The following is a 26,386-nucleotide window of genomic DNA, read 5'->3' as shown; positions in this document are numbered from 1 at the left end:
TATTTAAACTTATATTTTTGTGCTCCAAATTTGATCGTTCCGTGGGCAAAAAATACTATATAATTGACTTTGACAGCACTTTCACGCAGGTGGAAGCATTGGATGAACTGGCGCGCATATCCCTGCAGGACCATCCGGAAAGAGAACAGATCTATAAAAAAATTGAAGATCTGACCAACCTCGCCATGGAAGGGAAGCTTTCTTTCAGGGAAAGCCTTGCCGCCCGGGTGCAGCTGCTGGAGGCGAATAAAGACCATCTGAAACTGTTGGTGAAGCATTTGAAAAAACTGGTATCCACTTCTTTCTCCCGTAACAAAAACTTTTTTAAACATCATGCAGAGGATGTGCTGATCGTTTCCGGCGGATTCAAAGAGTTTATTACACCGGTAGTACTGCCTTTCCATATCAAAAAAGAAAATATTTATGCCAATACCTTTTTGTTTAACGACGAAGGGAAAATAGTTGGCTATGATGCCGCAAACCCGCTCTCCAACGAAGGCGGCAAAGTAAAATTGCTGCATGAACTGCAGCTCCAGGGCGAAATTCACGGTATTGGCGATGGTTATTCCGATTTTCAGCTGAAAGAGTCCGGCATGATCAAGAAGTTTTATGCCTTTACAGAGAATATAGAGCGCAAGTCCGTCACCGAAAAAGCGGATCATATCACGCCGAGTCTTGATGAGTTCCTGTATGTGAACAACCTGCCCTCGGCCATCTCCTACCCCAAGAACCGCATTCTTTGCCAGGTAGCAGGCGATGTGCCGGAAGCAGCCGTAAAATACCTGAAGAAGGACGGCTTCACCATTAAACATGCCGGAACAGACGATAAACAGCTGTCGGCAGCAGGTATACTGTTAATGGGAGAAGGAGAAAAGCTCAGCGCAGAACAGCTGAAAAAGGCGACCAAATTGAAAGTGATCGGTTACCTGGGTAATAGTAAAAAACATATCCCGCAGGAGCTTTGTACAGAAATGGGGATCGTGATCTTTGATAATATGCGCAAGCCGGAATCTGTGGCAAAAAGAATTGCCAGGTTTATCAACAATGGCGACTCCTTTAAAAGCAGCAACTTCCCGAATATACAATTGCCTGAAGTAAATAATGCGCATCGCTTTATCCACGTTCACCGCAATGTGCCGGGCGTGATGGCAAAGGTAAACCAGGTGCTGGCAGATCACCGCATTAATATTGTGTCGCAATTCCTGATGACGAATGCCGCTATCGGTTACGTGATCACCGATACCAGCAGCGAATACGATAAAAAAATATTGAAAGAACTGAAGAAGATTAAAGACACCATCAGCTTCCGGGTATTATACTGAGGAAGCAGAGTTACTATATTAAAGAGGCTGTATCAAATGACTATTGATACAGCCTTTTGTTTTAACCCTGTCCTTGCTCAGCGCAGTTCCCGTCATATTCCAGTGACAGCTTCGTCAACTGTGCAGCCCATACAATAAACTTCGCCATTATTTCTGCTGCTACCAGGCCGGTAGCCATTGTAAAAGCTCTCGCAAGGATAGCAGTCAGGGCAAACCAACCCGCCGAGACTACAATGAATTTTAAAATGGGCCATAAAATCTTTTCACGATGCATTTCTGTTATAATATCCAGCCCGGACATAACGGTGATCGTAGTGCCGACTACAGCAGTAATTTTTGCCAACACCTTTGCATTCGCGATAGCGAGATTGAAAATTTTACCGGGAATCTGGTTGTAGGGAGAGAAAACCGGAAGCGGGAGGAATATGCCCAAAAATTTAACAGAGATGCTGTAGACAAAAACGATCCACCAGATAGTGCAGTCAGTTACTTCTCCTATTGGACGGTCATAAATAAGTGCGTCGCCACGAAGGTCATGGTATATGATCTTTGTTCTTCCATTTTCATCTGTTCTTGTATAAACTTTCCGGAGATTTTCATTCTCTGAGAGCATTTCTTCTGCCCGTGCATATGCTTTTTCAAATTCTTCCCGGAAAGCATGTTGTTTTTCTCCATCCACCTTCCAGAAACTAACCAGGTCTGTAAACGTTTTCTCCTTCAGAACGGCGGAGGATAGTTCCCGCTGATCAGCAGGTTTTATGACTTTTGGAGGAGGAAGAGGTGCTTCTTCCACGCTATTAAAGTAGCTGGAATTGATAGGCATAGAAACACCCAGCTGGGCTTTTCTGTCTGCCAGTTCAAGGGTTGTTGTTGCCAGCGCGCTGGCAGCACCGTTCAGTAGTTGAACGGTATGACCCATTGAATCCATCGGTGGAGTGGTAGTGAAATCGAAGTTGGCTACCAGTCTTGGATCGGTAATCACATCATTCAGTATCCATTGACGGAGTTCTGCCTGCTCCAGGCAATCTTTCCATAAACGGACGTTTTGAATGTAACCGGTAAAGCCGATTCCGCCTATTATCAGTCTTCCCTGGGCAACATTCGCTACACCACCGGGAAAGTATTCGGCTGTTTGCAGGTTCCCGTTTACGTAGAGGCTCATCATTTTTGAATCTCCGTTATAGGAAACGGCAAAATGATAGAAACGTCCTTCCGTGATCTGTTCCTTGGAGTAGATGGCTTGTCCATCTGAATTCCGTTTTGCAATGAGGCGGCTGTTGACTTTATCATACTGAATATAGTATTGCCAATGCAGGTCTTTTTCAAAGGCGACTAATACGGCCATATCCGCTGTGGAGGTGGGATTAAACCAGCCCTCAATAGTATAAGGCTGATAGCCGCCGAAATTATACTCCGGATATACACCGCAATCAATATAACCATTTTCTGTTACCCCTGCCGAAGGGATACTGTAAACATAGTTGGGTGGAGGCGTACTGTAGGAGATCTCAATGCCATTACCGGAACGGTCTTCAGTGGGCATTTCGGTGAAGTCTGTCCATAAAACGAGATCAGTTCCCGTTGCCGCGGGGGGAACAATCGCAAATGCATCTTCCGCGATCTCAAAAATGTCCCGGGCCGATTTCCAGATGGCTATACGTGCTATATGCCCATAGAATAAATTCTGGTATCCGGATGGGGATTGGTATTTTCCGGCGCCAATATGAGTCTGAAGTGGTATGGCCTGGTAAGGAATTCCCTGTATGGGGCTACTGCCTACTTCTATTCCATCCAGGCACAGCGTGATCAATTTCCTGTCGCTGTCAAAAGTAGCTGCCACCTGATGCCATTCCAGCAGGGGTAGCTTTTTTGTAGCCGTTACCTGAAACGGCTTTCCGGTATTATTCATGGTCTCCAAATACAAAAAACCGTTGGAAAGGCCGAAGTTGAAATAAGCGCCGGCAGTCGGCGATGCACTGCAAAGAATGGTCCCTGTTGATGCCGTTGAAAAGATCGTTGCTTCAAGCGTAAACGACCTCATGTTGTTAAGGTGGTTGGATGGGAAATAAGCATACGAGGTCCCATTGAATTGAAGCGCGCTATATCCCCAGCGCATTGTTAATCCAAGATTCATAAGTGTATTTTTTGGTCCTACTCTGTTATGGTTTTTCGGTTTCACCCCCCGCTTATTGTCAAGCTAGGCAGACCTGTTTTTTTCTGTGCTGCAGCTGCACATTCTTCTCCACAAATGTCCATTGATCTGCCGGCCTGAATAAGAGCGTAAATGAGTGTTTTTGAAAACAGGTATTTATACCTGTTCAGGGAGATATAGCGGGTATTTATAACTGCTTCCTGTTACTTTATGTGGCTTGCGCTAAAACGTTTTTTCCGTATTGCGTAAACCTTTTTCCCGAATCCATAACCTCGCCCGGAGTATCGCCATTAATTTTGCGCCTGAATTTTAAACCGAAATAACCGACCTATATGTTTTTATTTATCAACCGGATAACGGTGTACTTATGCTTTCTATGTACTGTTTGCTTTTCCGTGAATGCAATGGCTGATACGGAGCCCTTATCCGCTATCCGCGGCCTGGTAGTTACCTCCGACGGAACGCCTGCCGCTTATGTAGCTGTACAGATCAAAGAAAAAAACAGGGGCACACTCACCAATGAAAAGGGCGAATTTGTATTCAAAAAACTGGCGCCCGGAAAGTACACCTTGCAGGTGATGCTGATCGGGTACAAAACAATGTCGCAGGAAGTAATAGTAGAACAGGACCAGATTGTGCAGATGAAACTGCAGCTCGAAGCTTCCGATAAACAATTGAAAGAAGTAATTGTGAGCGGTGCAAGGAACCGGTATAAGAATGATAGTCTTTCCGGATCACTGCGACTGAGAACGCCTATCCTCGAAGTGCCACAGAATATCCAGGTAATATCTGCCAATGTAATTGCCGATCAGCAGGCATTTGACCTGGTAGATGGTATCACCCGTAATGTAAGCGGGGCCACACGTGTAGGCCATTGGGATAATCAGTATGCGAATATCAGGATGCGCGGTTCCAAGATCCCCGCTTTCCGTAATGGTATGAATATAGAAGCCAGCTGGGGACCCACAGCAGAAGATGCCGCTATGATTGACCGTGTTGAGTTTGTAAAAGGACCGGCAGGCTTTATGCTGGCAGGTGGTGAGCCGGGTGGCTTTTATAACGTGGTTACCAAAAAACCGACCGGGATTACCAAAGGTGCAGCCAGCATCAGCATGGGAAGTTTCAGTACTTACCGCGCCGCGCTCGACTTTGACGGTAAACTGAGCAAGGATGGTAAACTGCTGTACCGCCTCAATGTGGCCGGTCAGCAAAAGGATTATTATACCAAATACAACTTTAACAACCGTTACCTGTTTGCGCCGGTATTAAAATACCTGGTAGACGATCGTACTTCTGTTACGCTGGAATATACCTACCAGGGATCAACTTACCTGGCGAATGGTAACTATGTTTTCTCCGGCAAAAAATTGTTGGATGAAGATATCTCGAATGATTTCTTTTACGGAGATCCATCCCTCACGCCGGGTAAACTGAAGGATCACAGCGTATACCTGTATTTTGATCATAAGGTGAATGATAAGTGGGAAGCGCATGCGCAGGTAGCTTATTTCAACTTCGGTATGGAGGCAAACAGTATATGGGCTTCCAAAGTAGATAGTGCAGGGAATATGGGCAGAACTTTCAGTGTGGCAGATGAAGCGGGTGAGAACCGTTTTGCACAGGCTTCCATTTCCGGCGAAGAGTATACAGGTACGGTGCGGCACAGGATACTGGCGGGCGTAGATATGGGGAATAAAAAGTTTTGGGGAGATTTCAGAACATTGGCCAATATCGATATGGTGGGGGATAAAAAATTCAATGTATATAACCCCGTATACAGCATTCCTATCGGTACCCTGCCTGCTATAGACCGCAGCCAGAGTGTAAAAACAAGAGCAGGTGGCAGTAACTATGTGAGTTCAGTAAACTATACCTCCGCTTACATACAGGATGAACTGGGCTTTTTTAACAACAGGTTACGTTTATCGTTAGCCGGGCGTTTCACCTACGCAGAAACGGTTGGCAAAACCAAGGCGCTTGCTATTAAGGATAATGTGTTTACTCCCCGCGTTGGCCTGAGCTATTCTGTAGATAAATCCACCACCATTTACGGTTTGTTTGATCAGTCGTTTGTACCGGTGCCTGGGGCTGATTCCAACCAGAACGCATTTAAACCTATTAAGGGAGTGGATGTAGAAGCTGGTGTGAAGAAGGAATGGTTTGAAGGCAGATGGGTAGCATCCGCTACGGTATACCGTATTGCCAGGCAAAACTCGCTCGTAAGCCTGAATATGAAAGACAGTCGCGGTGCCGATGTACAGGAACAACTTGGTGAAACACTCACCAAAGGTGTGGAAATTGACATTGCCGGGGAAATACTACCTGGATTGAATGCCACGCTGAACTATGCTTACACCGATTCAAAGATCTCCAAGGAATCACCTACAGCCACAACGAAAACAGTAGGTAATATCACGCCTAATACGGCTACGCATATTACCAATGCCTGGCTGAACTACCGTATTGGCAAAGGAGTTTTGAATGGCCTCGGTGTTACAGGCGGCATTCAGTGGATGGCTGATCGCTACGTAGGAAGCGCCACAAAAGTGTTCTCTATTCCCAATTACTTCCGTACAGATGCCGGTTTGAGCTACGTTAAAGGAAAGTACAGTGTTTCATTACTGGTGAATAACCTGCTCGATAACCAGCGGTTGCTCACTGCTGCTTCTATACCTACTACTGCTACCGGGTTTTATAATTATATAGTAGAGGCCCGTCGTAACTTCAGGATGACGATCGGTTACCGCTTTTGATATCTTACTAAAATGAATAAAAACAAAAGGTGTACTGCTCATAGTACACCTTTTGTTTTTATTCATTTACCAGCACTATTTTACCGGTATGTTCACTGCTGGCCATTAGCCGGTGCGCTTCCGCAGCCTCCTTAAAAGGGAACGTAGCGTATATCACCGGCAGGAATTTTTTAGCTGCTATCAATGGCCACACATGCTGGCGGATATCAGCCGCCAATGCTTTTTTATAACTGTATTCCCTGCTCCGGAGTGTACTACCGGTGATGGTAATACGTTTCTGCATGACCGTGGAGATATTTACTTCCGCCAGGTTGCCTCCCATAGAGTTGATGTACACCAGCCGTCCTTCCGGGTTAAGGATAGTAAGATTTTTACCGAGATATTTTCCTCCCACCATATCCAGTATAACATCTATGCCCGTTGTGGCCAGTTCCTCCTCAAAATCCTGTTTTTTATAATTGATATATTGCGTAGCCCCCAGCCTGATGCAGGCTTGTCCTTTCTCTTCTGTACCTACGGTTACCCATACTTTGCTGTTTAATGCATGTGCCAGTTGTATGGCGGTAATACCAATACCGCTGGAACCTCCATGAACCAGCAACGTTTCTCCCGGCATTAATTTAGCGCGTTGAAAAACATTGCTCCACACGGTGAAAACAGTTTCAGGTAAACTGGCAGCTTCGGCAAAGCTGATACCTTCCGGAACCGGCAGGCATTGCCCTTCCTTTACAGTCACATAGGCAGCATATCCGCCGCCTGCCAGCAGTGCGCATACTTTGTCGCCGGGCGACCACATGGTAACGCCCGTACCACAACTCACCACCGTGCCGGCCACTTCCAGGCCGGGAATATCCGGTGGCACGCCGGGAGGCGCCGGGTATTTGCCTTCGCGTTGCGACAGGTCGGCCCGGTTTAGTCCGGCAGCACGCACCTCAATCAATACTTCTTCCTGCCCCGGCGAGGGTGTGGCATATTCCTGTAACTGCAATACCTCCGGTCCCCCTGGTTGAGTAATAACGATGGCCTTCATGACGAATAATTTCATCAAAAATCGGTGTTTCTTTTGGATTGTGTTTCTTTTATCCGGGGGTAAAATATTGAAGTTCTACAACCAGCATCCGCTTCAATCTCCCCAAATCAAAAAAATCCCAAAGAACAAAATCCGGTTAATCAATATAATCAGCGTAATCCTGGGAAAGACAAAATCTGCTGCACTCCGCAAAATTGAAGTCGCAAATGCCCCTGTATAATGTCGCGTTAATGCCTTGTGCAAACACCCGGATTATGCTAATTTTAAGAAAGAATTCAGCGATATGAAAACAGTAAACGACATTGATCAGTATATCGCCGGTTTTCCGGAGGAAACCCAGGCGCTGTTGCAGCAAATAAGGGCGGCTATCAGGAAAATGGCGCCTGCCGCAGAAGAGAAGATAAGTTATGGTATTCCAACTTTTGCGTTAAACGGCAACCTGGTCCATTTCGCAGGATATAAACATCACATCGGTTTTTATCCTGCTCCTTCTGGTATTAAAGCATTTGAAAAAGAACTTTCCGTTTATAAGAATTCCAAAGGCGCCGTGCAGTTTCCATTGGATCAACCTCTTCCTATTTCCCTGATCAATAAAATAGTAAAGTTCAGGGTGAAAGAAAGCCAGGAGAAAAATACCAGCAGGCATACCAGCGCTCCCGGGGAGCTTTTTGCTTCGCTGGCTGCCCCCGCCCGCCGCGCGTTGGAGAGTAAAGGAATAAGAACCGTACAGCAGCTTTCTAAATTCAGCGAAGCCGATATACTGGCGCTTCATGGCATGGGAAAAAGTTCCCTGCCGAAGTTGCGGAATGCGCTGAAAGAAAAAGGATTGTCGTTTAAGGGAGAGTAGAAGGATGTTTATTACTGCAGGAAGCTGCTCAGTTCTTCCACGGTTTGCCTGGCGGTTCTGCCTACACCAATAAGCGTGGCAGAAGCAAAGCCGGTCCATGATCCATAGCCGGTTAGCCAAAGACCGGTAATATCTGTTGCTTTTGTTCCGTTTGTTTTAATCCGTTCATCCGGTTGAATGATTCCCAAAGGGGCCAGGTGCGCTAACGCCGGCCGGAACCCGGTACAAAAAATAACGGCATCTACGGGTTCCTGTTGGCCTGTGTTCCACGCTATTCCATCGGGATAGAAATGATCAAATGCGGGAAGAAAATGTTCGTACACGCCTCTTTCCCTTGCTTCTTTTACAGCAGGCACCATTACAATATGTCCCAGTGATGGAGGCTGGTAATCCCTGCCTTGCTGCCGGGCTTCATATTGTTGAGTGGCCGCATCAAAAAGATATTTGCCATCAATATTATCCGGTAAAAATTCGGGCGGTTGCTTTGTGATCCACAGGGTAGATGCTACTTTGGAAACCTCCGCCAGGATTTGTGCGCCGGAGTTGCCTTCGCCTGCAATGGCCACCCGTTTTCCTGAAAAGCTTCCCGGTTCCTGGTATTGCGCCGAATGAAGTATAGTACCTTTAAAAGAGCCGGCTCCGGGAATAGCAGGAATAAACGGGTTGGCATAACTGCCCGTGGCGCTCACAATTGCTTTTGCGTGATATGGACCGGCAGTGGTGGTTAAAATAAAAGTTCCTTCCTCTTTCTCTACAGATGTAACCTTTACCGGCCTCACTACCGGGAATTTATACCTCAACTCATACTCCTGCAAATACCTGATGGTTTCTGCGCGGCTGGGATAATGATGCTGGCCTCCCGGCATAAAAACGCCCGGAAGTGAGCTCCATTGCGCCGGGGAAAATAACGCAAGTGATTTCCAGGTATACTGCCAGCTGCCTCCCGGAAGAGGGGCGGCATCCAGGAGGATATATTTCAGCGTGGTTCTGCGAAGATAATAGGCTACGGATAAAGCGCTTTGTCCGCCGCCGATAATGATTACGTCGTATATGTTTTGCTTGTCGTCTGTCATGCTTATTTCCTGTCAGTAGTAATATCTAAGTTAACGATTTGCTTTAAAGAAAAGCCCGCTCATTGAGCGGGCTCCTTCAAACCTGGCCGGGCCGGAATTAATGTTTAATAAATTTATAGGTATGATTTATTTCTGTGGATGTAACCTTTAAGTAATACGTGCCGGGTATTAGTTCGGCGATGTTAATTGACATACCTAATGCCGTTTTCATTCGCTGACCGTCGTTGTCGTACACCTCAAGGTTAGCGTTGTTGTTCAGCCCCCTGATATAAAGCCTGTTGCCCACCGGGTTGGGATACAGGGAAATGTGCTGTTTTGCAGTTTTGGCGGTGTTCATCATATTGATGCGCACATGATTCATGCCTGCTACCAGGCTATCGGTGGAATCAACATCCGGAAGACCATTTTTTTCGCGGAGCAATTGGAAAAGATGATCCGGCCGCACCACGATATGGTTTGAATCAAGTGAATTCATTACGTTCTTAAAGTTCGTAGGCTTCACATCCTGCCAGGGTTGCGCCTGTATAATCATGAACCTCGGTGATGTTCCATTCCACCCTGCAGAGGCAGCGGCAATAGCATCCTTCATGGCTTGTTCCCCGGTGCAGTAATTGCACGAAAGGGGCAACCCGGGCAGTGTTTGATTGTAGATGCTGAGGGGGCCGCCTGTATTCTGCGCTGTTAACCCAAGTAATGATGGCGCGTAGGTGGCAAAGCTCTCTCCAACATTTTGGTTAATGCCACCGGTAATGGTGTTCCAGATAGTGACCACCCGGAACCCTGCTCTTTTATTATAATCTTCGGTTTTAGCAACAAATTGATTGAGTGTATTTTGATCCGGGAAATTATTGGGGTATACATAACCGTACCCGGACGGACCGGAAATAAGATTATCATTATCCGTAGCAGTTTGATGATAGAAGTTTAGCGCTCCCGGCATGGCATCCAGCATCGCCGGAGAAAGCGTCCACCCGATGGGAACCGAGCCACGGTCAGGATTGTTCCAGAGCTTGCGCATCAGGTGTTCAACATATTGAAGATTGTCGCCGTCACTTAATATAAACGCCACATAAATTTTGTTTTTCAGGATTGGTTTTGGCGGTATAGGTTTAACATTAACGGTTCTGGGCATACCGCTATGCACCGTTAAATTAGTAGCATAATCGCTGGCAATGGTGGCTATTCCATAGGTAGATGCTCTTGTTACACCGGAGCCTTCTTCAGGCCACCAGCCCATGAAATTTGCCCCCGCCGGCATGGAGGCTAAGAAATTGTTCAGCAATTCACTTTCACCTGCCACCCGCGGGTCCAGCCATATTACTGCGGCGCCCAGGGCAGTGGCATATTCCCGCAGGGAACCCTGATGCACTTCCGGGCTTAACCCGATTAACAGCCGGTGATCCAGTGTGGGCCAGTAAGTGTTATACAACGTTTGGTATACCTGCAGGTTACTGGTAAACTGGCCACGTAAATCCATCAATACGGGGAAATTATAAGGGGCAGCCGTTAACCGTGATAATAAGGATGGGGAGGCGATGAGCGCCTTTTTATTTTTTGCCAGCATAGTGGCCAGGTTAACGGTGGCCGTCTGCGCCGGATCATACACGATCAGGCCGGATATCTCCGTACGGTACCTGGTGATAAGCGCCCACCGGTCGGTATATTCTGTCCAGGTTAAACCCAATGACTGCATCCAGGTGTATGGCCCTTCTGCAAAGGCATCGCCTTCATAGGAAAAGAGCCGCGGCTGCGTGCGGTTGACGATACCTTTCAGGGAAGTGAATAAATAGGTTTCTGCGGTAGCATTATCTTGCTGTACACCTACCCAGTCCACTTTTATATAAGCGCCTCCTCTCCAGAATACACGCAATTCAATAGCGTGGCTATCGGCCGGCATGGTGAAGGGCAATTTAAAACTTGTGTAATTGGATGCTACAGGGAATTGCTGACGGGTAATAGCCTTAAACGCAAGGATCGCACCGGTGGTAGCATCCCTCACATCGATATCGACGATAGAGTCGTTATTAGCTGTATTATTATCCGTTTTCATCCTGAACTCGGCAATATTCGCTCCTGCCGTAACGCTGTTGTCGTAAGGACCGTAAATCATATGCTCATTCGCCGCATCGATTCCTACCTGGCAAAGCCAGCCATCGCTTTCTAAACGCCCCGTATGATGGCTGAGAGACGGGCCTTCACCTTCCCAACGCCAGGACCGTTGAGAGGTGCCGTTATTATAAAATAAATCCAGGCTGCTTGCCGTTGCCGGAAACGAAGGCAGCAGCTGACCCGCAGGCCAGGTTATCTGAGCCATGGAAGTCGTTGTCATCAGCATCAATAAAGAAAAGAGCAACGCTCTGCGGGTTAAATAAGGGTTCAATTTGTGGGTCATCGTGGATAGAATTTGGGTCATAGAATAAAAATCAGAATATCAAGGGTTTATTGGTTGCGATCTGTCACGCTCACGGTATCCCCGGCATCGGTAGCCTGCCTGTTCCTGTTAACAAAGTGCCGGTGCAGCACATACATAAAATAGGGTAATTAAACCAGATTTTTCAATTTTTATTATCGACGGTTAAATCTTGTTTTCATTTTCTTACAATTTCATCTGGCAGCAGCTTTCCAAATTTGCGGTATAAAATTATTTAGCGTGGTAAGGTGTGTTTTTTAAGGTCTTTTATTCCGTGATTATTGTTTGTACTAATCCTTTTAATGTTTAAATTACAAGAACTGTTTGACGGTTTAAATGTAATTATCAAAAAAAACGGATTATGACGGTAGATGAGATTTATTTGGCCATGGCAAAGAATATTTCCAGCGTAATAAAAGAAGACTGGCAAAGCGCCGTATTAAACCTGGAAGTACTGGATGGAATGGTTAGTAATACCGGGACTTACATAAATACTTCCCATGAGGAAAAGCAAATAGATGTCGACGAATTTGATTTCCAGTTGACATTTGATATTCTTGAACTCCGCAGTATTACCACCGAAGGTGAAAACAACAAATGGAACAAAGCTATTTTTAGATTGGAGTCCGATGGTAAATTCAATATGGAGTTTATCTGGGATCAGCAGTTACATGACCAGGTGGAAAAACTAAGCTAGTTAATGAAAATATGCATAGAGAACCGTTAAGAGATAGCGCCTATTGGCAAAAATGGATGGACGATTGTATTGAAGCTGTTCATGAACGGCAGGGCAAGCTGAACGTGACACCTTTCCCGGGAAAATGGAAGAAAAATAGCATCACCCAAAATCTCTATTATGATTGTAAAAGACTTATCACTTTAAAATACTCTGGCGGAAGTCTAATAGAGGATATCAAAGCTGATTACCCCCAACTAATAGAAGCATGGGTAGCCTACAACCGGAATATCAGTACAGGGGATAAGAAAAAGCATTTATTATTGACACATGATTACTACAGGGTGCTTACCCTTATTAGCTGGGGCATTATCTTTGATGCGCCTGTTGGGCTGTTTCAGCAAATAGCTAATCATCTTCACAGCAACGGAGAGGATGCTTTGATTGAAGCTCTGTTAATAACTAAGCTAACAGACAGAGTCGCAACTGACCAACTTATTTATCCAAAGTCTTTTGAGCTGCTTTACAAAGCTACGCAGGTCAGGGGCGGAGAACAGGTAGCTCTAATCAAAGAATATTTGAGCAGCTGGTATCAGGGTAAGAAGGACTTTATTAACTATGATGCACACAAAGCCAAAGGTGAAGGAGGTTTTGAAGGATACTGGAGTTTTGAAACGGCTGCTGTGGCTATATTGTATAATATTGATGATAGCAGTTTCAGGGACATGGATTTTTATCCGAAAGATATAGTTGCCGTTAGAAGATGAATATTGCCTTACTCTCCAATATCTAAAAACCAATCATATCCATTTGTTTTTTGTAATTCCCCGGAGACATTCCCGTAATTTTTTTAAAAATTTTAGAGAAATAAAATACGTTCTCAAAACCTGTTTGCGTAGCAATGTCAGCAAAGGTCATTTGTGTGGTTACAATCAGGTACTGTGCCCTTTCAATTCTTTTTTCATGGATGTACCTTACCGGCCTTTCTCCGGTGTGTTGATGAAAAAGACGTGAAAAATAATCTGTATGCAGGTTCGCTCTTTTTGCCAGCGAGGTGACCGATAAATCGCGGTTCAGGTTTAATTGAATATAACTGATGGCGTTTAGAATTTTAACCGGCACATGACCGCCGTCTTTGTGTGTAAGTATTTCCTGTGTCAGAAAGCGTGAAACTAGCTGGAGCAGAATACCGTGTGTTTCCGCGAATGTGGACATGCTTTGCCGGTTATTCAATTCCTGGTATTCTTTGTAGAAAATATTTTTTTCATACACCCTTGGATTATCAGAGCGATTAATGCCCCTGCCGGGGTTTATTTCCAGCAAACGCGCAAAATTCAGTATATCGATTTCAGTTGCTTTTACTTTAAGAATGGACCTGTTATTCTCAAACAAAGAAATGCCATCCGATGATTCCTCAAAAAACTGGACGAAATACTGGCTGAGATGGTGGGGGCAAACAAGGTTACATAATGTGAAGCTTGGTATGATGTACAGAAAACCGGGCTCAAGTTTGATCTTCGCAGAAACATCCCAGATTTCCCCTTCTCCGCCGTCGATATAATATAGCCTGAAATACGGGCTGATCACATTTTTGTAATTCCACCTGGAGTCGAGCTTTACGTGATCAACGTTCAATAACGTGAATGTATGTTTTAGTGCTCTTTTAATCATACCGTGCAATTAATTGTTGAATGGCCTGTCGGGGAAAGCTGCTTTCACTTTTCCGGTATCCTGTTTTTCCCAATATTTCGGTTTCACCACCGCAATAATAAGCAAATAGTCGGTTTTGTATAAAGAAAAGTCCTATTAAGCCAAATGTTTGATAAGTATTTCGGAGTAAGTTTGATTTATCAATATCATTCGCCATTAAAGGCTTGTGTTGAGCTAATAAAAAATAAATTCCATGAAAAGAAGAACGCTGATAAAGGGCCTGGCTACAGGTTTGTCATCTTTATATCTATCTAATCTTTATGCTCACCGGTTGTTAACATCTCAGTCTATTCCACGTATGGCGCCCGGTCCATTTCAACCTACCTGGGATTCACTGGGGAAATACCAGGTACCGGATTGGTTCAGGGATGCAAAGTTTGGGATCTGGGCTCACTGGGGGCCGCAATGTCAGCCGGAACGCGGCGATTGGTACGCCCGTGGTATGTACCAGGAAGGTGGCGATCAGTATAAATTTCATCTGCAGAAATATGGACACCCTTCAAAATTTGGTTTTAAGGATGTCATAAACGACTGGAAGGCGGAGAACTGGAACCCGGGAGAATTGGTTGCCTTATACAAAAAAGCCGGCGCCAAATATTTTATGGCCATGGCCAATCACCACGATAATTTTGATCTGTACGACAGCAAATATCACAAGTGGAATTCCACTAAACTGGGACCCAAAAAAGATCTTATCGGAGGCTGGGCAAAAGCAGCGAAAGAACAGGGGCTGCCCTTTGGCGTAACGGTTCATGCCTCTCACGCGTGGACCTGGTATGAGGTGGCGCAGCGTTCCGACAAATCCGGTCCTTATGCAGGTGTGCCTTATGATGGCAAACTGACTAAAGCCGATGGCAGCAATAAATGGTGGAATGGTTATGATCCGCAGGAACTATATGCCCAAAATCATGCGTTGAGTAAGGACAGCCTGAATGATGGCAGTATGGGCGACCGCTGGTATTGGGGGAATGGAGCAAGTGTGCCTGACAAGACGTACTGCGATAATTTTGTAAACAGGACTATTGACCTCATCGATAAGTATGGTCCTGAACTCGTTTATTTTGATGATAATGCGCTGCCGCTTTGGCCAGTGAGTGATGCCGGATTAAGAGTAGCAGCACATCTTTATAACACCAGTATCAAAAAACACGGAAAATTGCAGGCTGCGTTGTTCGGTAAAATGTTAGACGAACAGCAACGCAAATGCATGATCTGGGATATTGAGCGTGGACAAAGTAACCAGATAGAGCCCCTGCCCTGGCAAACGGATACCTGTATTGGCGGGTGGCACTACGATCGCCGTTTGTATGATAACAAGGGATATAAAAGCGCCAAAACGGTGATACATACGCTTGCCGATGTGGTAAGTAAGAATGGGAACCTATTGCTGAACGTGCCTGTACGTAGTGACGGCAGCATCGATAGTGAAGAACAGGCTGTAGTGGAACAGGTGGCAGAATGGATGAAGGTCAACAGCGAAGCCATTTACAGCACCCGTCCCTGGAAAGTATTTGGCGAAGGGCCTGCCATGGAATCCGTGGTAGCTTTGAGCGCACAGGGCTTTAACGAAGGAAAGGGCAAACCATTTGGACCGGGAGATATTCGCTTTACGGCGAAAGGCAAAACGCTTTATGCGGTGATGCTGGGATGGCCGGCAGATAAAACTGCATTGGTTAAAACATTAGCGAATGGTCAGGTTGGAAAAGTAAGCCAGGTAAGCCTGTTGGGAAATGACCGACTGAGTTTTGAACAAACATCCGAAGGGTTGAAGGTGCAGTTGCCGGAACAACCGCCGTGCAAAGAGGCATTTGTGTTAAAAATTGAAGGAGCGATTGTATAGATGTTTTTTCACCCAACCAGTTACCTGTAAAATTTAAGACGTTCATATGGCAAAGTCCCATACTCTTTTCCCGTTTATATTGATTACAAGCCTGTTTTTTTTATGGGGCTTTGCACATAACCTGGATCCGATACTTATCCCGCATTTGCAGAAATCATTTACGCTGACAACCGTTCAGGCTACGCTCGTTGATTCTGCTGTGTTCATCGCTTATTTCCTGATGGCGCTGCCAGCCGGTTTTATCATGAAAAAATATGGCTATAAAGCGGGCATTATCACCGGTCTGCTGGTGTTTGCATTGGGCTCATTTTTATTTATTCCGGCCGCCAATACGCAGCAGTATGCGTTTTTTCTCATAGCGCTGTTTATAATCGCCTGCGGATTAACTATCCTGGAAACGGCGGCGAATCCTTATGCTTCCTCACTCGGAGATCCTGCCACCTCTACCCAACGGCTTAATCTCGCACAGTCATTTAATGGCCTGGCTACTACACTCGCGCCCGTGATTGGTGCGCGTGTGATACTAACCAAAGGCTACACAGCGGCGCAGTTAAGTGCCATGACGGAAGAAGGCCGGAAGCTGGCCCTTGCCGCCGAGGCGGCCACCGTAAAAATGCCTTATTTTATTCTCGGAAGTGTACTGGTATTAATCGCCGTGATTTTTGCCTTTACCCGTTTGCCGGCTATTCAAACAAATGAAGGTCATGTGGCCAGTAAGAATATTTTTCACGCGTTTAAACACCGTCATTTAACCTGGAGCGTTGTTGCGCAATTTTTTTATGTAGGCGCCCAGGTATGTGTGTTTAGTTTGTTTATTCTGTACGCACCAAAGGCGGCTGGTATATCGGAGGTAAAGGCCGCTGATTATTTAGGGTTATGCGGACTGGCATTTTTAATTGGAAGATTTATCGGTACTTATTTAATGCAATACTACAGTTCCGCAAGGTTATTGGCGGTGTATGCAGTTATCAGTATGCTGCTTTGTTTGATCGCCATCTGGGGAACCGGTATCATCACTGTTTATGCGGTTATTGGCATTTGCTTTTTTATGTCCATTATGTTCCCTACCATTTTTGCGCTGGGCATAAAGGAATTACGCGGCGATACTGAATTCGGAAGTAGTTTAATCATTATGTCTATTGTTGGAGGCGCCGTGTTACCGAGGATATTCGGTTATATAAGCGATGTAACCGGTAATATCCAATATGGTTACGCAGTGCCATTGGCCTGTTTTGCTGTGGTGGCTTATTTCGGATTTAAAGGTCATCTGGTAAAAATGAAGCAGGAGCAATTATCTGTTTCAACTATTCTTTGAAAATAAGTGGCTTTTATATGCAGGAACTCATATTGCCCAAAGTTATTTTTGGTACCAGCGGGTTAGGAAATTTATATGTGGCGCTACCGGATGAAGTGAAGTTATCTATCGTTAAGGAGAGCATCAAACACTCTCCAAAGCCGGTTGTATTTGATTCGGCCGGTAAATATGGCGCCGGCCTGGCACTGGAGGCGCTGGGCCGCAGCCTGGAACAATTGAAGATCAGTCCTTCGGATGTGCTGATCAGCAACAAACTGGGTTGGTTGCGCACGGAATTAAAAACAGCCGAACCCACTTTTGAACCGGGGATATGGAAAAACCTGGAACATGATGCCATTCAGCATATAAGCTACGATGGTATCCTGGAATGCTATGAGCAGGGAAATAAACTGCTCGGTAACTATAACGCGCAGCTGGTATCTGTACATGATCCCGATGAATACCTCGCCGCATCAAAGGATGAGCAGGAGCAAAAGCAACGCTACCAGGATATATTGGATGCTTACCGTGCTTTACATGAATTAAAAGCCGCGGGCAGGGTGAGGGCTATCGGCGTGGGGGCAAAAGACTGGCGGGTAATAGCCCGGATAGTTAAGGATGTAAAGCTCGACTGGGTAATGATTGCGAATAGCATGACTATTCACAGTCATCCCGCGGCGTTGGTGGATTTTATGCTGGAACTTGAGCAACAGGGCATCACAGTCATAAATTCTTCTGTTTTTAACGGAGGTTTTCTAACAGGATCTGCTTATTATAATTATCAGTTAACAGACCCGGAAAAAGACAAAAATTTATATCACTGGCGACAGCAGTTTTACCAGTTGTGCCAGGATTATAAAATAAAACCGGTAGCCGCCTGCGCAGTTTTTGGCATGAATGCACCCGGCGTAAGGAGTATCGCTTTGAATACAACACAGGCAGAAAGGGTAGCACAGAATGTTGCATTGCCCCACTCCATCATCCCGGAAGGGTTCTGGAAAGAAATGGAAAAGTGTGGACTGATTGACCAGTCCTATGCTGCCAGCTATTTGTAAAGTTAATTAGCACTATGAAAAGATATTGTTTAGCCCTTGATTTAAAGGATGATCCGGAGCTGATAGCAGAATATGATTATTGGCACAGGGCCGGAAATGGTTGGCCGGAAGTAAGAAAAAGCATTCTTGATGCAGGGATCGTGGACATGCAGATTTACAGAACAGGTAACCGCCTGATGATGATCATGGAAACCAATGATCTCTATAATGAGACAGCAAAAAATGCTTCAGATGCTGCCAATCCCAAAGTGCAGGAATGGGAGCAGTTAATGTGGAAGTTTCAGCAGCCTTTGCCCTGGGCAAAGGGAGAAGAGAAATGGGTGATGATGGAACAGATATTTCAACTTTAAAATACTGATATGCGAATAATAGTTTGTGATGAGCCCGGGAAATTAACGCTTAAAGAAGAAAGCCGGTCGCTGCCCGGGGAAGGCTACGCCCAGATCAGGATCCGCAGAATTGGCGTTTGCGGTACGGATTTGCATGCGTTCGAAGGAACACAACCTTATTTTAATTATCCGCGTGTTTTAGGACATGAGCTTTCGGGAGAATTAGTAGAAGCCAATGGAGCAGCAGGGTTTGCAAATGGGGAGATCGTAACGTTTATCCCCTATTTTAACTGTGGGGTTTGCGTTGCCTGCAGGTCAGGAAAACCGAATTGCTGTGTTAAAATTAATGTTTGTGGCGTTCATATAGATGGAGGAATGGCGGAATACCTGAATGTGCCTGTCTATTCGTTAATACATGGGGAAGGACTGAGCTACGACGACCTGGCATTGGTGGAGCCGCTGGCTATCGGGGCACATAGTATCAGGCGGGCAGAGGTAAAGCGAGGTGAGTTTGTATTGGTTATTGGCGCCGGCCCTATTGGATTGGGGATCATGGAGTTTGCCCGCATTGCGGGCGGGAAGGTAATTGCCATGGATATGAATGCAAAAAGACTGGAATTTTGCAAAGAAAAGCTGAACGTTGAGCATGTTATAAACGTATCCACCGGAGATGTATCGGAGCAACTGGCTGCTATAACGAACGGCGATATGCCTGCAGTAGTAATAGATGCCACGGGCAGTTTGAAGGCGATCAATAACAGCTTTCAATATATAGCGCATGGCGGCAGATATGTGCTTGTTGGTTTGCAAAAAGGCGAGATCAGTTTCAGTCACCCGGAATTCCACAAGCGGGAAGCCACATTAATGAGCAGCCGTAATGCTACGCGGGAAGACTTTGAACATGTCATCGCCTCTATTAAAAAAGGATGGGTGCAGCCTGCCAATTACATCACGCATCGTATAGCTTTTGAAAACATTACAAATGAATTTGAAGGTTTACTGGATCCGGCTAATGGGGTCATTAAAGCTATTATAGAACTGGAGTGATTACAGATTTAATTTCCTCTTAATATAAAACAGGCATTGGTTTTAACAATTATTATTGTTATTTTGACACTTATTAAAATTCTGTCCACGGGAAATTTTAAGTGTTTTTTTATGAAACGTATATTGTTATTGATTTTCATAATTCCATTGTCCATACATGCGCAAAGCCATAAAGCGCTGGAATTTTTTTCTTTAAATGATGTCCGGCTGCTCCCCGGTATTTTCAAAGAGCAGGAGCAGACTGACATTAATTATATCCTTGCCTTAAACCCGGACAAGCTGCTGGCGCCGTTTCGCAGGGAAGCTGGTCTTCCTGAAAAATCCGGAAGTTATGGAAACTGGGAAAGCTCCGGGCTGGATGGTCATATCTGCGGGCATTATCTTTCTGCGTTAGCCATGATGTATGCCTCCACGGGTGATAAAAGAATGTCCGGCCGCCTGGATTATATGATAGGTGAGTTGAAACTTTGCCAGGACAAAAACGCCAATGGTTACCTGGGCGGCGTTCCGGGCAGTAGAAAACTTTGGGAAGAAGTACTGGAAGGAAATTTCGCGGATTATAAGCGGAAATGGGTGCCTTTCTACAATATACATAAAGTTTTTGCGGGCCTCCGGGATGCTTACTGGTATGCAGGCAATAAAACCGCCGGTGAGATGCTGGTCCGGTTTGCAGACTGGTTTTGTGAAATGACTGCCAAACTCAGCAGGGTGCAGATGCAGGAGCTGCTTGGAAATGAACATGGCGGTGTCAATGAAGTGCTGGCGGATGTATACGGCATTACGGGCAATAAAAAATACCTGGACGCCGCTTACAGCTTTTCGCACCAGGCTATTTTGCAACCCCTGGAAAGGGACCAGGATAAGCTGGATAACTTACATGCCAATACGCAAATACCCAAAATAATCGGGTTTAAGCGGATCGCCGATTATAGTGGAGACACCGCTTATAACCATGCCGCGGAGTTTTTCTGGCAAACGGTCGTGCATCACCGCACTATAGCAACAGGAGGGAATAGCGTCAGGGAGCATTTTAATCCCTCTAATGATTTCTCCACCATGATGTCCAGCGTAGAGGGACCGGAAAGTTGCAATACCTACAATATGCTCAAGCTTACAGAGGATTTATATTTATCAGATCCGGACGTGGCTTATATTGATTACTACGAAAAAGCTTTGTACAACCATATTCTAACTACCCAGCGTCCCGGGAAGGGAGGCTTTGTTTATTTTACGCCCATGCGTCCTGGTCATTACCGGGTTTACTCTCAGCCGGAAACGAGTATGTGGTGCTGCGTTGGCAGCGGGTTGGAAAATCACGCCAAATATGGAAAGATGATTTACACCCATTCTGATAACCAGCTCTTTGTTAACCTGTTTATTCCATCTGAACTCAAGTGGAAAGATAAGGGACTGCTGTTCAGGCAGGAAACTGCGTTTCCTGAACAGGGCATTACCACGCTGAAAATAGTGGGTGTTAATAAGAACAGTTTTGACCTGAACATCAGGTATCCTTCGTGGGTAAAAGAAGGCGCACTGAAGGTAAAGATCAATGGTGCATCCGTAGCCGTCAACGGTAAGCCTTCCTCTTATATAAATTTAAAACGGAAATGGAAGAAGGGAGATGTTATTACAGTGGAGACGCCTATGCAAACCAGCACAGAAGCGCTTCCTGACGGATCTGCCTATGAGGCTGTTTTGCACGGGCCTATCCTGCTGGCTGCTGTAATTGATACGCTTTTCCAGAAATCACGCGAGGCCGACGACAGCCGGATGGGGCACATTGCCGGCGGTGAACTCTACAAAATGACCGATATGCCTGTTTTTGTAAGCGATGCCACAAATGACGCAGCTATGATTGAGGAGGACAAGCATGCGCCCATGTCTTTTACGGCTGGAAAAATAATTTATCCTGCAAAGTATAAGGATTTGAAGCTGGTGCCGTTCTATAAAATACAGGATGCCCGCTATATCGTATACTGGCGAAAAGAATCCAGCAGCGGTTTTGCGGCTTTACAATCAAAACTGGCTAAAGAAGATTCGCTGGAAGCAAGCCTCGCCGCCAATACGATCGATGTGATCGCGGCCGGGGAACAGCAACCCGAATCGGATCACGCCATCTTACACGAGAGTTCCTTTGCCGGTGTTAGCTTTAACAGGCATTGGCGGTCAGCGAGAGAGTGGTTCAGTTATAAATTAACAGATAAGAACAAGACGGGTAAGAAAATACGTGTTACTTATTTCGGGAAAGAATTTAATCATAAGTTCTCCATATGGGTCAACGACCGGCAGCTGGCTAAGGTCGATCTCCGGGAAGGGCAGAGCGATACATTTTATACCATCGATTACGAATTGCCTACGGATATTAACTATGCAGAGGATGGATCTATGCGGATTAAATTCCTGGCGGACAAAGGATCAATTGCAGGGCCTGTGTATGAAATACGCCTGTTAAGAAAGTAAGTCATGATCCTGGAAAAAAAACGGCAATAATCACTACCGTGGTTATTGCCGTTTTTTGCCAAATCGGGTCTGTCTCACAGGAATGAAGTACCTTTTGCTTTTTGCAAAAGTAAAAACGTTATCGGGCATCTTTAATGATCAGCGGGATGGCAGGGAAAGCGGCAACAGCCGCTAGTGTATGAATGCCTGGGAGGCGTAAACTTTTTTATCTAAAACCTACAGTAATGCGTTACCTTTTTGGGGTTATTTTGCTACTGCAGTCCCTTGTTGTTTTATCGCAAAGTGAGCATTATAATTTTTCGAAGCTCAATACATACACAGGTCTGTCGCATAACCAGGTAAATGCAGTGCTAAAAGACCGGGATGGTTTTTTATGGTTTGCCACTGCATATGGACTTAATCGTTATGACGGATATTTCTGCAGGATATTTCATAAGGATCACAATGACAGCTCTTCAATAAGGGACAATAATATTGTGTCACTTTATGAGCTTCCGGGCAGGAAAATGTGGTTGTCGACCGTGAGTGGGCCCTGTATTTATAACCCCGATACCGAGAAGTTTAATGACAACGCTGATGACTATTTGCATTCCATCGGTTTGCCATCTGGTGGTGTTACCAATATAGTGAAGGGGAACAATAACAGGTACTGGTTCCTGTATGATGATAAGGGTTTGTTCCTGTATTCAGCAAACGATAAAATTGTAAAACCATTTAATCAGAAAGCACCGCCGGCTTCCGGGAAAATTACTTCCGTAAGTGAAACATCGGATGGGAAGTTATGGTTGGTATACCAATCAGGTTTTTTGCAGGAATATGATATAAAGCTGGATAAAATAATTTTTTCTACCAATGCTTTACTGAAGAAGAATAAAGCTAATAACCCCTATCATCTTTTTATAGATCATGATAATGACATCTGGCTTTGGAGTTACAACTTCGGAATTTTTCTTTTTCACCCGGAAGATAATACTATCAAACAGTTTGATAAGAATTCTTATCCGGCGAGATTGAATGCGGAACTGGTAAGCCAGGTTGTACAGGATAGCAATGGTTTGATCTGGATAGGAACCGATCACGGAGGAGTAACGCTGATCGACAAAAAGAACGGGTTCAAAACCAGTTATCTGCTGAACAACCCCAATGATCCCAAGAGCATCAGTCAGAACAGTATCACCACCTTGTATAAAGATGACCAGGGGATTATATGGCTGGGAACTTATAAGCAGGGCATAAATTATTATAATAGTAACATCATTCAGTTTCCATATTACCATCACCAGGAACTAAATGAAAACAGTCCGCAATTCGACGATGTAAACCGTTTTGTTGAAGACAAGGCAGGTAACATCTGGATTGGTACCAATGGCGGTGGCCTGATTTATTTTGACAGGAAGAATAATACTTTCAAACAATACTTATACGATCCAAAAAATGAAAACAGCCTGAGCAACAACGTCATTGTGAGCCTATGGATCGATCATGAAGATGTTCTCTGGATTGGGACTTACCTGGGTGGCCTCAATCGTTTTGATGGGAAGAAGTTCACCCGGTTCAGGCATCATGATAATGATTCCTCAAGTCTGGCAGATGACAAGGTTTGGGAGATATTTGAAGACAGGGATCAGAACTTATGGATCGGCACTTTGGGTGGCGGCCTGGATCGTTTCGACAGAAGAACAAGCCAGTTTAGCCATTATAACGCCAGGCGGGGAGTTTTACTTTCCGATTATGTTTCTGCTATTATGCATGATAGAAAGGGGAATTTATGGGTTGGTACAGCTTACGGTATTGCTGTTATGGAAAAGAATAAAACTACCAGTGTTTTTTACCTGGTAACAAATAAAAAAAATGGTTTAAGTGATAATGGGATTATCTGTCTTCTGGAAGACAGTAAAGGCCGGATTTGGGTAGGAACGAGGGAGGGATTGAATTTGTTTGATGAACAAAAAAAGGAGTTTCATACATTCACCATGTCCAACGGACTTCCTGATAATATGATCCTGAATATCCTGGAAGATAATCACCACGCGCTTTGGATATCCACACCTAACGGGTTATGTAACGTTACTCCGCACCAGGAAAATAAGGATATGGTTATTTCTGTGGTTACCTATGATGCCACCAACAACCTGCAGAACCGCGAATTCAATGATAATGCAGCGCTAAAAACGAAGACCGGCGAATTGATCTTTGGCGGCCCTTCGGGCTTTAATATTATCAATCCTGCTGCTATTGGTAAACCCGTTTATCATCCTAAAATTGTTTTCACCGGTTTTCAGATATTAAATAAAGATGTTGAACCCGGCGAGCTGGTCAATAACCGGGTGCTGCTCAAACGTTCTTTATCCCAGCTTCAGCATATTGATCTGAAGTATAGGGAAAATGTTTTCTCCATTGACTTTGCTGCGCTTGATTTTTCTCATAACGCATATGACAAATATGCATATATGCTGGAAGGGTTTAATGAAGACTGGTTATATGCAGATGGTAACCAGCGGAGAGCCACTTATACAAATCTAAATCCCGGTCACTATGTTTTCAAGGTAAAAGTTTTGAACAGGTCCGGCCTATGGAGTGAGGTAAAAACGTTGCAGATCAATATTGAACCCCCGTTTTGGAGAACGCCTGTTGCCTACATTATATATCTGTTGATCGCTGCAGCGTTGTTCCTGCTTATCCGGCGCATTACATTAGACCGGATACGGATGCGTTTTGAAGTGCAGCAACAGCGCAGGGAAGCGGAGAGAGCGCATGCGCTGGAGCAGTTAAAGACAAAATTCTTTACCAATGTAAGTCACGAGTTCCGCACGCCGTTAAGCCTGATCATTGCACCATTGGATAAGATCATTAAAAATACGGCAGATGAAGAGCAGGTAAAACAATTGGGGCTGGTACAGCGTAATGCCAAACGCTTATTAAACCTGGTAAACCAGCTGCTCGATTTCAGGAAGATGGAGGTGCAGGAAGTAAAGTTGCATCCTTCCATAGGCGATATTGTCCGGTTTTGCAGGGAAACCAGTTATTCTTTTACAGATATTGCAGAGAAAAAGAAGATCCAATTCTCTTTCTCATCTGACACGGATAGCCTCGAAATTTATTTTGACAAAGATAAAATTGAAAAGATTTTATTCAACTTGTTGTCGAACGCTTTTAAATATACTTATGACAGCGGAACGGTGAGCGTTGGCCTGATCTATAAGGAGCCGGCGGATAATGAGTCCGATGGCACACTTGCTATCGAGGTAAAAGACTCCGGTATTGGTATTCCGGCCGATCAGCACGAAAAGATATTTGAACGCTTTTTTCAGACGGATGTTCCGGAAAGTATGGTAAACCAGGGAACCGGCATCGGCCTGGCCATTACAAAAGAGTTTGTAAAATTGCACAATGGTATCGTCACCGTAAAAAGCGAACCGGATCAGGGTACCTGTTTTACGGTATTGCTCCCCGCAAGAAAAATTTATGTTTCTTCTCCCCGGACCCTGGCTAATCCCGCATTTTCAGGCGAAACGGAGCAAATAATGGCGGAGGAAAATAAAAAAGGTGATAAGAAGAAGACGATAATGATAGTGGAAGACAATGAGGACCTGCGCTTTTACTTAAAGGATAACCTGAAAGGGCAATATCATGTTGAAGAAGCCACAAATGGAAAGGAAGGCTGGGAGAAAATAAAGTTGTTAAACCCCGATCTGGTGGTAAGCGATATCATGATGCCTTTAATGGACGGCGTTGAACTTGCCAGGAAAATTAAAAACGAAACACTCACTGCTCATATTCCTATTATTTTACTTACTGCCATGGGAAGCGAGGAAAAACAACTGGAAGGTTTGAAAGCAGGCGCAAACGATTACATTACCAAACCCTTCACCTTTGAGATCCTGGCTTCCCGCATCAATAATCTGCTGGCGCAGCAGAGATTATTGCAAAAGAGGTTTCAGAAGCAGATTGAAGTCAACCCCGGAGAAGTGACCATAACGCCCGTAGATGAAAAATTCCTTCAACAGGCATTGGAAATTATTGAAAAGCAAATAGACAACCCGGAGTTTTCTGTGGATGAGTTCAGTAAAGAGATGTATATGAGCAGGGTTACTTTATATAGAAAGATACATTCGTTAACGGGTAAGTCGCCGTTGGATTTTATCCGTTCCATCCGTTTGAAAAGAGCCGTTCAATTGCTGGACAAAAGCGGGATGTCCATTTCTGAAGTTGCCTATCAAGTCGGGTTCAATAATCCGAAAGTATTCCGTAAGTTATTTAAGGAGGAGTTCAAAACTACCCCTTCCGAATACGTGGCAAATCTTAAAAACAAAAGTCTTTAACGCACCGCCTGTCAAAAATATACCAGTGATATTCAGTCATTTGTAACATTTGTGCCCCCTTGTTGA

General features: G+C 44.9%; 17 protein-coding genes. 12 read left to right on the top strand and 5 right to left on the bottom strand.

Features of this window, described 5'->3' with window-relative positions:
- Positions 1 to 41 precede the first annotated feature (41 nt).
- Positions 42 to 1,322: an HAD-IB family phosphatase gene (locus ACLHR0_RS03345; protein WP_370909461.1), complete on the top strand. Its 1,281-nt coding sequence runs from the start codon at positions 42 to 44 to the stop codon at positions 1,320 to 1,322.
- Positions 1,323 to 1,383: 61 nt separating this feature from the next.
- Here the strand turns inward: ACLHR0_RS03345 and ACLHR0_RS03340 are convergent, their stop codons facing one another.
- A complete protein-coding gene (locus ACLHR0_RS03340) occupies positions 1,384 to 3,456 on the bottom strand; it encodes a LamG domain-containing protein (protein WP_436484738.1) in 2,073 nt (690 codons plus the stop codon).
- Positions 3,457 to 3,878: 422 nt separating this feature from the next.
- Here ACLHR0_RS03340 and ACLHR0_RS03335 point away from each other — a divergent pair, with 422 nt between their 5' ends.
- On the top strand, positions 3,879 to 6,227 hold the full coding sequence (locus ACLHR0_RS03335; protein WP_436484736.1) for a TonB-dependent siderophore receptor: 2,349 nt from the start codon (positions 3,879 to 3,881) through the stop codon (positions 6,225 to 6,227).
- Between the two features lie 58 nt (positions 6,228 to 6,285).
- Here the strand turns inward: ACLHR0_RS03335 and ACLHR0_RS03330 are convergent, their stop codons facing one another.
- Entirely contained in the window at positions 6,286 to 7,272 is a 987-nt protein-coding gene (locus ACLHR0_RS03330; protein WP_436484734.1) for an NAD(P)H-quinone oxidoreductase, read from the bottom strand.
- A gap of 268 nt (positions 7,273 to 7,540) precedes the next feature.
- Between ACLHR0_RS03330 and ACLHR0_RS03325 the strand changes: the two genes are divergently transcribed.
- A complete protein-coding gene (locus ACLHR0_RS03325) occupies positions 7,541 to 8,104 on the top strand; it encodes a DUF1801 domain-containing protein (RefSeq protein ID WP_436484732.1) in 564 nt (187 codons plus the stop codon).
- 11 nt (positions 8,105 to 8,115) lie between these two features.
- Here the strand turns inward: ACLHR0_RS03325 and ACLHR0_RS03320 are convergent, their stop codons facing one another.
- Together ACLHR0_RS03320 and ACLHR0_RS03315 are read right to left on the bottom strand one after the other, a co-directional pair.
- The gene (locus tag ACLHR0_RS03320) at positions 8,116 to 9,177 is read right to left on the bottom strand and encodes an ArsO family NAD(P)H-dependent flavin-containing monooxygenase (RefSeq protein ID WP_436484730.1); all 1,062 of its coding nucleotides are present in this window, start codon (positions 9,175 to 9,177) and stop codon (positions 8,116 to 8,118) included.
- 97 nt (positions 9,178 to 9,274) lie between these two features.
- Positions 9,275 to 11,491, bottom strand: a complete 2,217-nt coding sequence (locus ACLHR0_RS03315; RefSeq protein WP_436484729.1) for a T9SS type A sorting domain-containing protein — start codon at positions 11,489 to 11,491, stop codon at positions 9,275 to 9,277.
- A 457-nt stretch (positions 11,492 to 11,948) separates the two neighbouring features.
- On the opposite strand from ACLHR0_RS03315, the gene ACLHR0_RS03310 reads away from it, so the two are divergent.
- Both ACLHR0_RS03310 and ACLHR0_RS03305 read left to right on the top strand, forming a co-directional pair.
- The gene (locus tag ACLHR0_RS03310; RefSeq protein WP_436484727.1) at positions 11,949 to 12,284 is read left to right on the top strand and encodes an immunity protein YezG family protein; all 336 of its coding nucleotides are present in this window, start codon (positions 11,949 to 11,951) and stop codon (positions 12,282 to 12,284) included.
- 11 nt (positions 12,285 to 12,295) lie between these two features.
- Complete coding sequence (locus tag ACLHR0_RS03305; RefSeq protein ID WP_436484725.1) at positions 12,296 to 13,030, top strand: PoNe immunity protein domain-containing protein; 735 nt, start codon at positions 12,296 to 12,298, stop codon at positions 13,028 to 13,030.
- A 22-nt stretch (positions 13,031 to 13,052) separates the two neighbouring features.
- On the opposite strand, the gene ACLHR0_RS03300 is transcribed toward ACLHR0_RS03305, so the two are convergent.
- The gene (locus ACLHR0_RS03300; protein WP_436484723.1) at positions 13,053 to 13,934 is read right to left on the bottom strand and encodes a helix-turn-helix domain-containing protein; all 882 of its coding nucleotides are present in this window, start codon (positions 13,932 to 13,934) and stop codon (positions 13,053 to 13,055) included.
- Positions 13,935 to 14,166: 232 nt separating this feature from the next.
- Between ACLHR0_RS03300 and ACLHR0_RS03295 the strand changes: the two genes are divergently transcribed.
- From ACLHR0_RS03295 to ACLHR0_RS03265, 7 genes are all read left to right on the top strand, one after another.
- A complete protein-coding gene (locus ACLHR0_RS03295) occupies positions 14,167 to 15,813 on the top strand; it encodes an alpha-L-fucosidase (RefSeq protein WP_436484721.1) in 1,647 nt (548 codons plus the stop codon).
- Positions 15,814 to 15,859: 46 nt separating this feature from the next.
- Complete coding sequence (gene fucP, locus ACLHR0_RS03290; RefSeq protein ID WP_429061547.1) at positions 15,860 to 17,128, top strand: L-fucose:H+ symporter permease; 1,269 nt, start codon at positions 15,860 to 15,862, stop codon at positions 17,126 to 17,128.
- Between the two features lie 17 nt (positions 17,129 to 17,145).
- On the top strand, positions 17,146 to 18,162 hold the full coding sequence (locus tag ACLHR0_RS03285; protein WP_436484719.1) for an aldo/keto reductase: 1,017 nt from the start codon (positions 17,146 to 17,148) through the stop codon (positions 18,160 to 18,162).
- Positions 18,163 to 18,176: 14 nt separating this feature from the next.
- Positions 18,177 to 18,512: an L-rhamnose mutarotase gene (locus ACLHR0_RS03280; RefSeq protein WP_370909472.1), complete on the top strand. Its 336-nt coding sequence runs from the start codon at positions 18,177 to 18,179 to the stop codon at positions 18,510 to 18,512.
- Between the two features lie 9 nt (positions 18,513 to 18,521).
- Positions 18,522 to 19,538 (top strand): zinc-binding alcohol dehydrogenase family protein, encoded by a 1,017-nt coding sequence (locus ACLHR0_RS03275; protein ID WP_436484716.1) that lies wholly within the window; start codon positions 18,522 to 18,524, stop codon positions 19,536 to 19,538.
- Positions 19,539 to 19,649: 111 nt separating this feature from the next.
- Positions 19,650 to 21,998, top strand: a complete 2,349-nt coding sequence (locus tag ACLHR0_RS03270; protein WP_436484714.1) for a beta-L-arabinofuranosidase domain-containing protein — start codon at positions 19,650 to 19,652, stop codon at positions 21,996 to 21,998.
- Between the two features lie 224 nt (positions 21,999 to 22,222).
- Positions 22,223 to 26,320 carry a two-component regulator propeller domain-containing protein gene (locus ACLHR0_RS03265; protein ID WP_436484712.1) on the top strand — a complete coding sequence of 1,366 codons (4,098 nt, stop codon included), beginning with the start codon at positions 22,223 to 22,225 and terminating at the stop codon, positions 26,318 to 26,320.
- The last annotated feature ends 66 nt before the right edge of the window (positions 26,321 to 26,386 follow it).

Source organism: Chitinophaga sp. ARDCPP14, assembly GCF_051362515.1.
Lineage (GTDB): Bacteria > Bacteroidota > Bacteroidia > Chitinophagales > Chitinophagaceae > Chitinophaga.
This window is presented reverse-complemented; position numbering and strand designations above follow the sequence as displayed.

Coding starts and splice junctions, on each gene's coding strand:
- ACLHR0_RS03340 (WP_436484738.1), bottom strand. CDS start 3,456: ATGAATCTTGGATTAACAATGCGCTGGGGATATAGCGCGCTTCAATTC.
- ACLHR0_RS03335 (WP_436484736.1), top strand. CDS start 3,879: ATGGCTGATACGGAGCCCTTATCCGCTATCCGCGGCCTGGTAGTTACC.
- ACLHR0_RS03330 (WP_436484734.1), bottom strand. CDS start 7,272: ATGAAATTATTCGTCATGAAGGCCATCGTTATTACTCAACCAGGGGGA.
- ACLHR0_RS03325 (WP_436484732.1), top strand. CDS start 7,541: ATGAAAACAGTAAACGACATTGATCAGTATATCGCCGGTTTTCCGGAG.
- ACLHR0_RS03320 (WP_436484730.1), bottom strand. CDS start 9,177: ATGACAGACGACAAGCAAAACATATACGACGTAATCATTATCGGCGGC.
- ACLHR0_RS03315 (WP_436484729.1), bottom strand. CDS start 11,491: ATGGCTCAGATAACCTGGCCTGCGGGTCAGCTGCTGCCTTCGTTTCCG.
- ACLHR0_RS03310 (WP_436484727.1), top strand. CDS start 11,949: ATGACGGTAGATGAGATTTATTTGGCCATGGCAAAGAATATTTCCAGC.
- ACLHR0_RS03305 (WP_436484725.1), top strand. CDS start 12,296: ATGCATAGAGAACCGTTAAGAGATAGCGCCTATTGGCAAAAATGGATG.
- ACLHR0_RS03300 (WP_436484723.1), bottom strand. CDS start 13,934: ATGATTAAAAGAGCACTAAAACATACATTCACGTTATTGAACGTTGAT.
- ACLHR0_RS03295 (WP_436484721.1), top strand. CDS start 14,167: ATGAAAAGAAGAACGCTGATAAAGGGCCTGGCTACAGGTTTGTCATCT.
- fucP (WP_429061547.1), top strand. CDS start 15,860: ATGGCAAAGTCCCATACTCTTTTCCCGTTTATATTGATTACAAGCCTG.
- ACLHR0_RS03285 (WP_436484719.1), top strand. CDS start 17,146: ATGCAGGAACTCATATTGCCCAAAGTTATTTTTGGTACCAGCGGGTTA.
- ACLHR0_RS03280 (WP_370909472.1), top strand. CDS start 18,177: ATGAAAAGATATTGTTTAGCCCTTGATTTAAAGGATGATCCGGAGCTG.
- ACLHR0_RS03275 (WP_436484716.1), top strand. CDS start 18,522: ATGCGAATAATAGTTTGTGATGAGCCCGGGAAATTAACGCTTAAAGAA.
- ACLHR0_RS03270 (WP_436484714.1), top strand. CDS start 19,650: ATGAAACGTATATTGTTATTGATTTTCATAATTCCATTGTCCATACAT.
- ACLHR0_RS03265 (WP_436484712.1), top strand. CDS start 22,223: ATGCGTTACCTTTTTGGGGTTATTTTGCTACTGCAGTCCCTTGTTGTT.